Origin of the sequence: Nocardioides sp. Soil796, from assembly GCF_001429525.1 — a bacterium.
Taxonomy (GTDB): domain Bacteria; phylum Actinomycetota; class Actinomycetes; order Propionibacteriales; family Nocardioidaceae; genus Nocardioides.
The window spans coordinates 745,538-758,615 of the sequence record NZ_LMSQ01000018.1 but is presented as its reverse complement, the minus strand read 5'-3'; the positions used below and the strand labels follow the sequence as shown (position 1 = coordinate 758,615).

11 protein-coding genes are annotated in these 13,078 nt (G+C 69.4%); 9 read left to right on the top strand and 2 right to left on the bottom strand.

The genetic code is table 11. The features are described 5' to 3' along the window. The first annotated feature begins 20 nt into the window (after window positions 1-20). Both ASH02_RS15005 and ASH02_RS15000 read left to right on the top strand, forming a co-directional pair. Window positions 21-782 (top strand): SDR family NAD(P)-dependent oxidoreductase, encoded by a 762-nt coding sequence (locus ASH02_RS15005; RefSeq protein WP_056688344.1) that lies wholly within the window; start codon window positions 21-23, stop codon window positions 780-782. Window positions 783-789: 7 nt separating this feature from the next. Next, complete coding sequence (locus ASH02_RS15000) at window positions 790-1,854, top strand: phosphotransferase family protein (protein WP_200959150.1); 1,065 nt, start codon at window positions 790-792, stop codon at window positions 1,852-1,854. A gap of 3 nt (window positions 1,855-1,857) precedes the next feature. Here the strand turns inward: ASH02_RS15000 and ASH02_RS14995 are convergent, their stop codons facing one another. After that, complete coding sequence (locus tag ASH02_RS14995; RefSeq protein WP_156409778.1) at window positions 1,858-2,622, bottom strand: FadR/GntR family transcriptional regulator; 765 nt, start codon at window positions 2,620-2,622, stop codon at window positions 1,858-1,860. Between the two features lie 198 nt (window positions 2,623-2,820). Between ASH02_RS14995 and ASH02_RS14990 the strand changes: the two genes are divergently transcribed. Continuing rightward, complete coding sequence (locus tag ASH02_RS14990) at window positions 2,821-5,220, top strand: PEP-utilizing enzyme (protein ID WP_057295004.1); 2,400 nt, start codon at window positions 2,821-2,823, stop codon at window positions 5,218-5,220. 65 nt (window positions 5,221-5,285) lie between these two features. Here ASH02_RS14990 and ASH02_RS14985 read toward each other — a convergent pair whose 3' ends face one another. Beyond that, window positions 5,286-5,480: a ferredoxin gene (locus ASH02_RS14985; RefSeq protein WP_056688336.1), complete on the bottom strand. Its 195-nt coding sequence runs from the start codon at window positions 5,478-5,480 to the stop codon at window positions 5,286-5,288. Window positions 5,481-5,644: 164 nt separating this feature from the next. Here ASH02_RS14985 and ASH02_RS14980 point away from each other — a divergent pair, with 164 nt between their 5' ends. From ASH02_RS14980 to ASH02_RS14955, 6 genes are read left to right on the top strand one after another with little or no spacing between them, the layout of a single operon-like run. Beyond that, complete coding sequence (locus ASH02_RS14980) at window positions 5,645-6,859, top strand: cytochrome P450 (RefSeq protein WP_057295003.1); 1,215 nt, start codon at window positions 5,645-5,647, stop codon at window positions 6,857-6,859. After that, window positions 6,817-8,325: an aldehyde dehydrogenase family protein gene (locus ASH02_RS14975; RefSeq protein ID WP_200959148.1), complete on the top strand. Its 1,509-nt coding sequence runs from the start codon at window positions 6,817-6,819 to the stop codon at window positions 8,323-8,325. Before ASH02_RS14980 ends, ASH02_RS14975 begins: the two co-directional genes overlap by 43 nt. Before the next feature lie 31 nt (window positions 8,326-8,356). Further along, complete coding sequence (locus tag ASH02_RS14970) at window positions 8,357-9,433, top strand: alcohol dehydrogenase catalytic domain-containing protein (protein ID WP_056688331.1); 1,077 nt, start codon at window positions 8,357-8,359, stop codon at window positions 9,431-9,433. 11 nt (window positions 9,434-9,444) lie between these two features. Next, window positions 9,445-10,266 carry a tyrosine-protein phosphatase gene (locus ASH02_RS14965; RefSeq protein WP_162262594.1) on the top strand — a complete coding sequence of 274 codons (822 nt, stop codon included), beginning with the start codon at window positions 9,445-9,447 and terminating at the stop codon, window positions 10,264-10,266. An 11-nt stretch (window positions 10,267-10,277) separates the two neighbouring features. Then, a complete protein-coding gene (locus tag ASH02_RS14960) occupies window positions 10,278-11,999 on the top strand; it encodes a PEP-utilizing enzyme (RefSeq protein WP_056688326.1) in 1,722 nt (573 codons plus the stop codon). A gap of 4 nt (window positions 12,000-12,003) precedes the next feature. Further along, window positions 12,004-13,059, top strand: a complete 1,056-nt coding sequence (locus tag ASH02_RS14955; protein ID WP_057295001.1) for a phosphotransferase family protein — start codon at window positions 12,004-12,006, stop codon at window positions 13,057-13,059. Window positions 13,060-13,078 lie beyond the last annotated feature (19 nt).

The following is a 13,078-nucleotide window of genomic DNA, read 5'->3' as shown; positions in this document are numbered from 1 at the left end:
GCAGCAACCCAAGGAGAGACATGAGCAACCGCGTCGCACTGGTCACCGGAGGTGCCCAGGGAATCGGCAAGGGCATCGCCACCACCCTCGGACGGGACGGCTTCCGGGTCGTCGTCGCCGACATGAACCTGCCGGTCGCGGAGGAGACCGCCAAGGAGATCTCCGCCGCCGGTGGTGAGGCGATCGCCGTCGAGATCAACGTGACCTCGCTGGACTCGGTGAAGGCCGCGGTGGCCACGGTCGAGGCCGAGCTCGGCCCGATCGAGGTCGTGGTCAACAACGCCGGCTGGGACGACTTCATGCCGTTCGTGAAGACCGACGAGGAGTTCTGGGACAAGATCCTCGACATCAACTACAAGGGTGCGCTGCGCGTCATCCACACCGTCGTGCCCGGCATGATGGAGCGCGGCTTCGGTCGCGTCATCAACATCGGCTCCGACGCCGGCCGAGTGGGCTCGTCAATGGAGGCGGTCTACTCCGGCGCCAAGGGCGGAATCATCGCCTTCACCAAGACCCTGGCCCGCGAGGTCGCCCGCAAGGGCGTCACCGCCAACACGGTGTGCCCCGGCCCGACCGACACCCCGGCGCTGCGCAAGTTTGCGGACGGCGCGGGCGGTGGCGACGCAGAGAAGGTGATCGCGGGGATGACCGGCGCGGTCCCGATGAAGCGACTCGGCACCCCCGAGGACATCGGCCCTGCCGTCTCGTTCTTCGCCTCCGACGGCGCTGGCTTCGTCACCGGCCAGACCCTGTCGGTCAGCGGTGGCCTGACGATGGCCTGAGGACGTCGTGACGACGGGAACCGCCCTGACGGAATCCGCCGGGATCGCCCCGGACCAGCTCGCAGAGGCGATGCGCGCCTCCGGAGCGGCCGCGCCGCAGGCGGTCCTTCGGCGGGTCGAGGCGCGCCCCATCGGCAATGGCCTGATGGCCGACACCCTCCTTCTCGCCCTCGAGTGGCGGGAGGGTGCCGGCCCTGCCTCTGCGGTGGCCAAGGTGCCGTCGACCGACGAGGCGGCGGCTCGCACCGCTGCCTCCCTCGGTGCCTATGAGCGGGAGGCAAGCTTCTATCTCGAGTTCGTCGGCGAGAGCGACATCGACGTCCCGGCGCTACTGGGCGTGATCGAGTCCTCCACGGGCGCGCCCACCCTGCTCCTCGAGGACCTCTCCGCCCTGTCGGCGCGCGACCAGCTCGAGCCGGTCGGACTCGACGTCCTCGAGCAGATGCGTGCCCAGCTGGCCGCACTCCAGGCGCCGTTCTGGGGGAGTGCCCGGCTGGCCGAGACGCCGTGGCTGCACCGACGCCTCGGTGTTCCCATCCCGGGGATCGTGGAGCGGATGCAGGGCTCCTGGGCGAAGGCGAGGGACTACCTCGCCGACGGGTACGACGACGAGGAGCGGGCGCAGATCGACCGCTTCGTCGCCGGCGCCGGTGGTTGGGCCGAACGGGTCGGCGGCCCGGTCAGCCTGGTGCACCACGACTACCGCATCGACAACATGCTCTTCGGCCCGGACCGCGTGGTGGTGCTCGACTGGCAGACGGTCGGTTGGGGAGCTCCGATGTTCGACCTGGCCTATGCCATGGCCACCTCGCTCACACCGGACACCCGGGCGCAGGTCGAGCGGGACGTCGTACGCACCCATGTCGCCGACCTGTTCGCGCGTGGTGTGGAGTTCGATGAGGACGAGGCGTGGCGGGCCTATCGCGAGGCGTCGTTCGCGACGCTGTTGATGCTCGTGCCCCCCACCGGCAGCGTCAAGCGGACCGAACGCGGTGACCAGGTCTTCCGCGACCTGCTGCGGCGCGGCGCGCGGATCGCGCTCGACCTCGGTGCCGACGAGTTCCTCGGCTGAGGTTCACCCGCCGAGAAGGTCCGTCACGGACCCGTCGCCGGGCCTGACGTGCCCGCCCATGAGCTCGTGGGCGTGGGCCGTGTCCTGCGCCGCAATCGCCTCCGTGATGGCCAGGTGGGCCTGCCACGACTGCTCGCGGGCCTCGTGCCGGTGGAAGCGGCTGGCCTGTGTTCCGGTGATCATGGCCTGTCGGCTGGCGTGCATGAGGGCCGACAGCAAGGGGTTGTGGCTCGCGGTCGCCACCGCCACGTGCCAGGCGCTGCTGGCCTCCAGGTAGCGCTCGACATGGTCGAGGTCAGCCTCCATCGCGCTGTTGTGGTGTCGCATCTCGTCGAGCTCGGAATCGGAGCGCCGTTCTGCGGCCATGGCGGCGCACCAGGGCTCGACGACCTCCCGGGTCTCGACCAGGGTCCGGGTGTCGGAATCCCAGCCCTGTGCCTGGACGTAGAGGTCGATGGAACCGACCAGGTCCTTGGTTGTCGGCCTCGAGACGATGGAGCCGCCGGTGCGACCGGGCCGGGTGATCAGCAGGCCCTGCTGCTTGAGCACGCCGAGTGCCTCGCGCACGGTGGCGCGGCTCAGCTGGCTCTGCTCGACCAGCGTCCGCTCCGGAGGCAGCGCCTCGCCGGTCGGGAACTCGCCGCTGAAGATCTTCTCCCGCAGCATGTCCGCGAACAGCTCGGCCGGCTTCGGCACCTTGACTGGGGTGATCAAAGGCGCACCCGTACGGCGGGGTCCGGGCGTCGTGAGGCCGGGGTCGTTGGTCAAGGGAGTCCACTTCTCGAGCGCTGTTTGTAAGAGGATGCTCGGGGACGATACCGCGCCGACGGAACCGATCCACTGGAGGTTGCTCCAGAACCATCCTTCGGTCGCCCATTGCCGAATTGGCGAACAAGTCCTATGGTCGGACCAAAGTGACGCGTGTCACAGCACGCACCACCAGTCAGGCAATCCACCGGAGGTCAGATGTCCCAGGTCACCGAACCCACGCCGGCCCGTTCCGTCGCGGGGAGTGAAGGATTCGAGCAGGTCGGCCAAGGCCTCAACGTCTATGAGTCGCCCGATGCGGTCGAAGGCGTCGTCAAGTGGCTCGAGACGCCGGAGGACGTGATCGCCTTCGCGAGCAGCGGTGACGTCAGCGATGTCGTCGTGGTGGCCCGTGGTGGCACCACGACGTTCCTGACCATGGCGCTCAACGCCGGGGTCAAGGGGGTCGTCACGCTCCAGGGTGCCCCGGAGAGCCACCTCGGCATCCTCTGTCGTGAGTACGGCATCCCCTGCATCATGTCGGTCGCCTTCGACAAGGGCGTCCGCACCGGCCGCGGCGAGGTCATCCCCGCCGACGGCGTCCGGATCCGGCTCGACGTGTCGAACCGTCCGGCTGGCCTGGTCAGCGTGGAGGTGGGCTCGCCGGTCGACGACTCGCCGCCGAGCGAGGACGCCTCGCCGGCCATGTCCCCCGAGCAGATGGCGCAGATCCAGTTGCTGCTGGAGAAGTTCACCGGTGTCGTGCCCCACGGTGTCGAGGGCGACAAGGTCATGCAAGCCGAGATGAAGACCCGAGTCCTCTACGCCGATGACGACACCATGCACCGCGACCTCACGGTCGAGGAGGTCAACGAAGCGATCCGCTACTACACCTGGAACGAGTGGGACGCGCTCGCGTCGCGCGCCACCGAGGGTGAGTCCGGACTGATCCCGCGCCAGGAGTACGAGGCGATGGGCATCATGCAGTGCTGGTTCCGGCACCCCGACTGGCTGCGTGTGATCGAGGACAAGATCGGCATCGACAAGGTGATCGAGATCGGTGCCCTAGGGCGCAACGAGATCGGCACCAAGGTCAACATGCTCCACTTGTGGGCCCTGGCCACCGCGCCCAGCTTCGGTCGGGGAATCGCGCTCGAGCTGAACCTCCACGACCTCGACTACAAGGCCGACCGCATCCGGGACTGCCTCGGCGTCGTTCGCCGCCTCTACAAGGGAATGTGGGGCGACGGCCCGATCCTCGCCTCCATGCAGGACTACCGTGCTGAGATCCTCGAGCGCTCCTGGATCGACAGGTTCGCCGAGAACCGCATCTCGCTGGAGGATCCGGAGGCGCGCAACACCTTCCAGCGCTTCAACGGATCTGCCGAGCTGATGGGCTTCCTGCTGTCCTTCGACAACCGACTGGGCGTCGGCGACCACGGTCCCTATCCGCTCGAGGACGGCGGGTTCGTCCTGGTGCGCGACGTGTTCCTGAACGAGCCGGCGTACTCCTGGTGCGACACCCATTCGGGCCTGCCCTGGTCCGTCACGATCGCGATGTTCTTCCCGCCGGACTCGGGTGTCGACGTGCAGATGATGGACCTGTCCACCGTCTTCACCACGCCGGCCAACTACCTGCCCCACGTCGAGTCCGTCGCGGTCTACGAGCGATCGACCTGGGACACCCCGATGGAGTCGGTGCGCCCGCTCGGCCTCGACGACATGGTCGCCCTGCGCACCACGTGCGAGGGCGCCTCGGCTGCGCTCTACGGCCGCATCGCCGCGATGACCCAGCGCGAGAAGATCGAGGCCGGGGCGCTGACCTACACAGCCGGGTTCGCGCTGCCGATCGTCCGAGCCGCCGGCATGTACGACGAACTCGTCGCCGACCACGGACTGCTCGAGATCCACCCCGCGGTCTCGGCCTGCTACGACACCATTGTGAGCGGTGTGGCGACCGAGATGATCCCCCGGCTGTTCCTCACCGGCTCCTGGGGCAACCCGGTGCCCGAGGACGTCGCCGACTCCATGGGCGACACCCGCGACGAGTTCGCAGTCCTGCACGCGTTGAAGGTCTGTGGTTTCGCCGACGCCGACCGGGTGGCGGACCGGACGGAACTCGATGCCGAGCGCATCGCCACGGTGCTCGCCGGCACCGACGAGGCCGGCCACACCAAGAGCCGCTCTGGCCGCATCTCCGGCCACATGCTCACGCCGGCCGGCAAGTCCCGCCACGTGCTCCTGCGAGGCGACAGCGTCGAGGCCGACGCGCTGGCCGACGTGTCAGCGGCCTATGAGGACTTCCTGGCGCCGAACCGGGTCTTCAAGCAGTTCACCACCGACGTGCAGTTGAACGGCCTCGGCGGTGATGCGCTGACTGGGCGCCTCGACGCGATCCATGAGGACGTGGTTCGGGTGCTGGCGCGGGCCTCGGAGTCCGGTCTGTCCTGGTTCGCCACCTACGAGCGCCGCTTCTCCGAGGCGCTCGAACGGCTCCGCGGCGGAGACAGCAGTGCCCTCGCCCGTCCGATGAGCAACAGCTATCACGACGTGTGGATGGAACTGCACGAAGACCTGCTCGCCACGCTCGGTCGTGAGCGCGCGGACGAGGACGAGTAGCTGTCGCCGCGGCCCTCGACGAGGGTCGGCACCGGGTCGCCGGTGCCGACCCTGTCTGGTCGCGTTCAGTCCTCCACGAGGCTGAGTGCGCCGGACGGGCAGCTGGTCACCGCGCGCTGGATCAGCGCGGCCTCGTCTCCCGCGACGTCTGCGCGCAGTACGTCGAGGTCGCCGTCGTCATTGATCTCGAAGTGGTCGGGGGAGATGGACTCGCACACGCCGAGTGAGGCGCACTTCTCGCGGTCGATGCTGATCTTCATGGTGCTCCTCCTGGCGGGGCCGAGGGGTTCGGGAGGTGCCTCCACGAACCATAGTGGTCTGACCGTATCAATGGTTGACATTTAATGACAGAGGCCCCAATCTTGCTTGTGAAGGCGCCGGAGTGATGGGCGCCGTACCCCTCAGCGGAGCCCGGAGGCCCGAAATGACCATCTCCGAAGCACGTCCCAAGGTCGACCTGATGGACCTCGACCTGTTCGTCTCCAACCAGGAGGACGCCGCCTTTGACCATCTCCGGTCCGAGGACCCGGTGCACTGGAACGAACCGTCGGAGAACGGCCCCGGCTTCTGGGCCCTGACCCGCTATGCCGACGTACGCGCGGGTGCCACCAATGCCGCCCAGCTGTCGTCGGCGGACGGTACCCAGATCGTCGACCGCAAGGTGGAGGGCAAGGGGGCCTCCAGCCTGCACAACATGGACGACCCCGAGCACGCCAAGCTGCGCAAGATCTCCATCTCGCACCTGCGTGCCACCAAGATCCGCGAGTGGCAGGACGTGATCGACCGCTCCTGCGCGCTGCTGCTCGACGAGGCGGAGGAGCATGGCAGCTTCGACCTGGTCGATCTGGTCTCCGCGCGTCTGCCGATGCTGGTGCTCTCCCAGGTCATGGGCGTGCCCGAGCGGGATGCGCCCAAGATGGTCGACTGGACCAACAGGCTGACCAGCTCGGATCCCGACCACGCGGTTGCCGAGGGAGCCCTCGCCGAAGCCCGCGAGGAGGTGATGTCCTACTTCGACGGGCTCACCGAGCAGCGTCGGGCCGAGCCGAAGAACGACCTGATCAGCATCCTGGCCAACGGCAAGAAGGACGGACTGCTGCTCACCCGTGAGGAGCTCGCCGCCTACTACATCGTGCTCGTGGCGGCCGGCAACGAGACCACCCGGCACACCCTGTCCGGCGGAGTCCTGGCCCTGCACGAGCACCCCGGCACCTGGGAGCGGGTGCTGGCGGACGAGTCACTCCTCAACCCGTTGGTCGAGGAGACGCTGCGCCACGTCACTGCGGTGGCCGCGATGCGCCGTACGGCCCTCGAGGACCTGACCATCGGTGACAAGCAGATCGCCAAGGGCGACAAGGTCGTGCTCTGGTTCAACTCGGCGAACCGGGACCCCGAGGTGTTCGAGGACCCGCACACGTTCCGCCTCGACCGCGAGTCCAACGACCACCTGACCTTCGGGTGGGGCATCCACTTCTGTCTCGGAGCGCACCTCGCGCGGGCCGAGATCCGTGACTTCTTCAAGCAGGCCCGCGACCGGAGGCTCACCTTCGAGGTGACCGGCGAGGCGGAGCGCCTGAGGCACAACATCTTCCGGGGATGGAACTCCATGCCCGTCACCGTCACGCGCGCGAGCCGGTGACGCTGATGACCGCCACGCAGGCAGGTGTCGTAGCGTTGACGATCCCGCAGGACGCCGTGTTCATCGGCGGACAGTGGGAGAAGGTGCCCGGCGAGTCGATCGCCGTGGTCAACCCGGCGAACGGGGCGGTCATGGGCCGGGTGCCGAACGCGGACGCAGCGACCGGGGCCCGGGCCATGGCCGCCGCCAGGACGGCACTCGATGACTGGTCGGCACGGCCGCCGGCCGAGCGTGCAGACTTCTTGGACGCGCTGGCAGATGCCCTCGAGGCGCACGGAGAGCAGCTCGCGCGGTTGGCCTCGTCCGAGATCGGGATGCCCTTGGCCGAGTCGCGAGCCGTGCAGGCCTCCCTGCCCGCCAAGGTGCTGCGCAGCACGGCGGAGATCGCGCGCACCTTCGCCTTCGAGTCCCGCGACGCCTCCGGCAGCACGATCACCCGTGAGGCTGTCGGCGTCGTCCTCGGCATCACGCCCTGGAACTTCCCGGTCCACCAGATCATCGCCAAGCTGGCCCCGGCCCTGGCCGCCGGCTGCACCTTGGTGCTCAAGCCCGCGGAGCTGACCCCGCTGAACGCGGTGTTCATCGCCCGCCTCTGCGAAGAGGTGAGCCTGCCACCGGGAGTGGTCAACCTGGTCACCGGCACCGGTGCCGAGACCGGAGAGGCGCTGGTGCGCGGCGGCGGTTACGACCTGGTCTCCTTCACCGGCTCGCTGAAGATCGGTCGTCACATCGGGGCCGTTGCCGGCGAACAGGTGGTGCGGGCCACCCTCGAGCTCGGCGGCAAGTCGCCGGCCGTGGTGCTCGACGACGCTGACCTCGAGGCCGCAGTACGGACCACCGTGAAGAACTGCTTCACCAATGCCGGCCAGAAGTGCAACGCGCCCACCCGGCTGCTGGTGCCCGAAGCCCGGCGCGCCGAGGCAGTGGCCATCGCCACCGAGGCCGCCAACGCCTACGTCCTGGGCGACCCACTCGAGGACGGTACGACGATGGGGCCCCTGGCCTCGCCGGTCCAGCGGGACAAGGTGCTCGGATTCCTCGAGGCGGCCCGTGCCGAGGGCGCCACCGTGAATGGCGGCGACCTCGTCGACCCGAACGGTCTCTTCGTGCGCCCGGCGATCGTCACCGACGTCGCGGAGGACGCGACCGTGGTCCGCGAGGAGGTCTTCGGGCCTGTGCTCGTGGTGCTCGGTCACAGCGGCGAGGACGACGCCGTCCGGCTGGCCAACGACAGCGAGTACGGACTCTCCGCGGAGGTCTGGTCCGGTGACGAGGCGCGTGCCGCCCGCCTGGCCCGACGCATCAAGGCCGGCCAGGTGCGCGTCAACGGCGTCCGCACGCCGCCGCTGCCGATCTCGCCGTTCGGTGGCTACAAGCGATCCGGCCTGGGCCGGGAGATGGGGCCCTTCGCGCTCGAAGAGTTCCTCGAGGTCAAGGCGATCCTCGGCGACCCGGTGCCGTCCTGACACCCCGCTCGTCCTGAAGAGAGGAAGCACGATGCATGCAGCAGTGAGCTGGGAGGCCGGTGGCCCGTTCCAGGTGCAGGACGACGTCGTCCGTCGGGACCCCGGGCCGGGCGAGGTCGTGGTGCGGATCCGTGCCGCCGGCGTCTGCCAGACCGATCTCTCGTTGTCGAGGGGGAAGTTCGGTCAGACGATGCCGGTCATCCTCGGCCACGAGGGCGCCGGTGAGGTGGTGGAGGTCGGCCCCGGCGTGACCTCCACCGTGGTGGGGGAGCGGGTGTTGCTCACCTGGGTGCCCGCCTGCGGCCGGTGCTACTTCTGTGTCCGCGGCGAGACCTACATCTGTGCGACCCGCAAGCGCTCCAGCGAGCTCGACCAGTCGGATGCGCCGTTGAGCGCCCAGGGGCGCCCGATCATGCAGGGGCTCGGCACGGCGACCTTCGCCGAGGAGTCGGTGGTCCCGGCGCATGCGGTCATCCCGATCCCCGACGACCTCCCGTTCGAGTACGCCGCCCTCCTGGGCTGCGCGGTGCCCACTGGCCTCGGTGCGGCGATCAACACCGGCCGGGTCCGGCCCGGCGAGACGGTCCTGGTCATCGGTTGTGGTGCGGTCGGCATGAGCGCCGTACAAGGTGCCCGTGCTGCCGGCGGGACCGTGGTGGCGGTCGATCCACAGGAGTCCCGCCGCAAGCTCGCGCTCGAACTCGGTGCCACGCGCGCCTTCGCTCCCGACGATCCCCAGCTCGCAGAGAGTCCGTCCGGGGTCGGCCACGACGTCGCGATCGATGCCGTCGCCCACTCCACGACGATCCGCCAGGCCTGGGACGCCGTACGCCGTGGCGGCCGCGTGGTGGTCGTCGGTGCCGGTGGTGCGGACGACATGCTGGAGTTCAGTGCTGCCGAGCTGTTCCACGACCAGAAGTCGCTGCTCGGCTCCTACTACGGCTCCTCCGACATGCGCTTCGAGCTGCCGCGCATGGTGGAGCTGTGGCGCTCCGGACAGTTGCAGCTCGACCGGATGGTCGACGGCGTCGTGCCGCTGGCCGAGATCAACGAGGTGGCCCGACGACAGGCGGCCGGCGAGGCACTGAGGGTGATGGTGGCTCCGTGAGGTCGTCCGGCGTGACTGCCTTCGACCCCGCGTCGACCAGGCTCGTGATCCCGGGTACGGCGAACCTGCGGGACCTCGGCGGCTACCCGACGACAGACGGACGGACGATCCTGCCGGGCCGGGTCTTCCGCTCCGAGGCACTCTCCCGGCCCGGCGCGCAGGAGGCGCTCGGTGTCTTCGAGAAGGTGCACGCCGAGCATTTCGTCGGGCTCGGGCTGCGCACCGTGATCGACCTGCGTTCCGTCGAGGAGAACGAGCAGGACCCGTCTACCTGGCATGAGGCCACGGGAGCCGAGGTCCTCTCACTGCCCATCCTCGAGGGCGGGGAGGGCACCGACAACTACTTCTTCGGCGACCTGCTGTCGGGGACGAGCACATCGTTCCTGGTCCCGGACATGGTTTCGTTCTACAAGGACATCCTGCGTCGCCAGGGCACGGTGCTCGGCGAAGTGGTCCGGGTCCTGGCCGACCCCGCGAAGGGGCCCATTCTGGTGCACTGCTCGGCGGGCAAGGACCGGACCGGGGTCACCATCGCCCTGGTCCTCGACGCGCTGGGCGTGCCACGTGAGCTGGTGGTCCAGGACTATGCGTTGACCCAGCAGTTCCGGCCGAACCGCGTCGAACTCCATGCCGAGGTCTTCGACGGGCTCGGCGTCGCACTCGACGACGTGCGGGTCCTCTTCGAGTCACCGCCCGAGGCGATGGAGGCAACCCTGGCCCATGCCGACGAGGAGTACGGCGGGTCCCGCAGCTATCTCCTGGAGGCGGGCGGGCTGGACCCGGCCGACCTCGAAGCACTCGAACGCAACCTTCTCGGGACCGTCACCCACTGAAAGAGGACACCATGGACTGGATCCTGGACTTCGATCCGTCGCCACGCTTTCCTGTGCACACCAGGGGCAACGTCAGTGAGGTCTTCCCTGACCCGATCACCCCGCTGAACGCCACCACCGGCTTCCTGCAGAACTTCGAGGACGGCTACCGCGATGCCTTCGTGGCCTCGAAGGTGTGGGGCCCCGACATCTACGACGGCGAGGTGCGCTTCGCGCTCCTGGGTCTCCTGGGCGGCTACGTCTACATCAACATGTCCTACCTGCGGGTCTTCGCCGTCCGGGTCCCCGGCTACACGCCCGAGCTGCTCGACCTGTCCTACGGCGTCGACTCGAAGGCGTTCCCGTACGTCGAGGAGGACTGGCACGTTGATCCGGAACGCACTGCCGAGGTCCAGCAGTGGCTGGACAAGGAGGTCCTCGGCGACGTCGGCCTGGGCGACCTCGACGCCGATCGCCAGAAGGTCCTCGAGACACGCGCGGCCCGACCGGACCTGACCGCGCTCACCGACACCGAACTGGTGGACCGGATCCGCTCCTTCAACCCCGAGCTCCGCCACCTGTTCCGCCAGCATGCCCTGGTCACCTCCAAGACCGGCTTCACGCTGGGTGCCGTGATGGCACTGGCTGCGCAGGCCGGACACAGTGACATCGCGTTCGAGGTGGTCGGTGGTGTGGGCGAGGTCGACTCGACCGGTCCGACCGTCGCGCTGGCCGACGTGGCTGCCGCCGTACGCCGCTCGCCGGCCGTGGTTGCCGCCTTCGACGAGGGCCTCGACGGACTCCACGAACGCCTTCAGCAATTGGGCTCCGAGGCCGCCGAGGTCCTGGCCGCGCTGGATGCGGTGCGCGCCGACTGGGGCTTCCGCGGCCAGGGGGAGTGGGAGCTGCGCTGCGAGACCTGGGAGACCGACGTACGCCTGCCCCTTGCCCTGGTCGACCGGCTGCGGCGCGGCGCAGTGCAGGCCGACGCGCGCGGCCGGATGGCCGCATCCGGTGAGACCCGTGACGCAGCGGCGAGCAAGGTCCGCGACTCGCTTGCCGAAGCCGACGTGGCCGGCTGGGACGCGACCGTGGCCGCAGCACGCACCTGGGTGCGTGGCCGGGAGCGCACGCGCACCACCGCGGCCATGCTGCTGCACGAGCAGCGGATGACCGCCCGGGAGCTGGGCCGTCGTGCCCACGAGGCCGGTCACCTCGAGGCGCCCCTCCAGGTCTTCCAGCTGCTCGAGTCCGAGCTCGACGAATTCGTCGCGGACCCGTCCGCCTGGACCTCCCTCATCGCCCAACGGGAGAAGATCTACCTCTCCCTCTACGACTACATCCCACCGTTCATGGTCACCGGCGACGTGCCCGACCGGGAGACCTGGCAGCGGGTCTCGGACCGGGCGCAGGTCGCGACGCGCGACGACGCCGTCCTGCGGGGAGCGGCCGGCAGCCCGGGCGTCGTCCGCGGGCGGGCACGCATCATCAGCAGTCCCACCGAGGTCGACGAGCTCGACGCCGAGGACATCCTCGTCGCGGCCACGACGGACCCGGCGTGGACGCCGTTGTTCCTGACCTCGGCGGGTGTGGTCACCGAGGTCGGCGGCATCTTCTCGCACGGCCCGATCGTCTGCCGCGAACTCGGCACGCCCTGCGTGGTCGCACTGGAGGACGCCACCCGCAAGATCCCCGACGGCGCGCTGATCGAGGTCGACGGCACCGCCGGCACCGTGACCGTCCTGGAGGGATGACCCGTTGACCGCGCTCATCACCGCGCCGACGGCGCGCGACCTGGATGCCGCCCTCCGTGCGGGAGGCATCCTCGGCGAGGCGTCACGGATCCGGCAGGTCGCGGCCGTCCCGCTGGGCGCGGGCCAGCTCGCCGACAGCTTCCGCGTCGAACTGCGGTACGACGGGCAACCGGGCCCGGGGTCGGTCTTCGTCAAGATGCCGTCCTCGGACGCCGACTCGGCCGCGACCGCTGCTCGCATCGGTGCCTACGAACGGGAATCGCGCTTCTATCGCGACCTGTTGCCGCACCTCGACGTCCGCACACCGCGCCTGCTCGGCCTGGTCCAGGACGGAGCCGGCGACCCCGGGCTCGTGCTCGAGGACCTCAGCGGTCGCACCAGACCCCTCGACCAGATGCGCGACGGCAGCGTCGAGCAGGCCCGTTCGGTGGCCTCGCAACTCGCCGGGCTGCAGGCACCGTTCTGGGACGACGCCGACTCGGTGGGTGGAGCGCACCTGTTCTACAACCGGCTCGACGACCACATCGAGGGACTGTCCGAGCGTTATGCGATCTCGTGGCAGCGCCACGGGGACGTGGTCGGAGCCGGCCTGGATCCCGCGCAGCGGGAGATGGTGCAGCGCTTCGGCGCGCAGGTCCTCGACTGGGCTGCCACAGTCGGCGGACCCCGCACGCTCGTGCACCAGGATCTCCGTCTGGACAACCTGTTGTGGGGCGACGACGGCGCCTGGCTCGTCGACTGGCAGACACTGGCCTGGACCACGCCCGCCTGGGACCTGGCCTTCTATCTCGGCTCGGCGCTCGAACCGGAGCCGCGGCGCGCGGTGGAGCGCGAAGTCGTCCGCCGACACGTCGACGCGCTGCACGAGCGCGGCGTCACCGGCTGGGACCACGACACGGCCTGGCAGGAGCACCGCCGGCTCAGCGGCTCCGTCTTGCTCGCCATGGTCGCCGCCCTCGGCTTCGTGCAACCCACAGAGCGCGGCTTCGAGATGTTCGCCTCGCTGGTGCAGCGCGGCGCCCAACACGCCATCGACCACGACGTCCTGGCATTCACCTGACCCGTCCGTCCAACAGAAG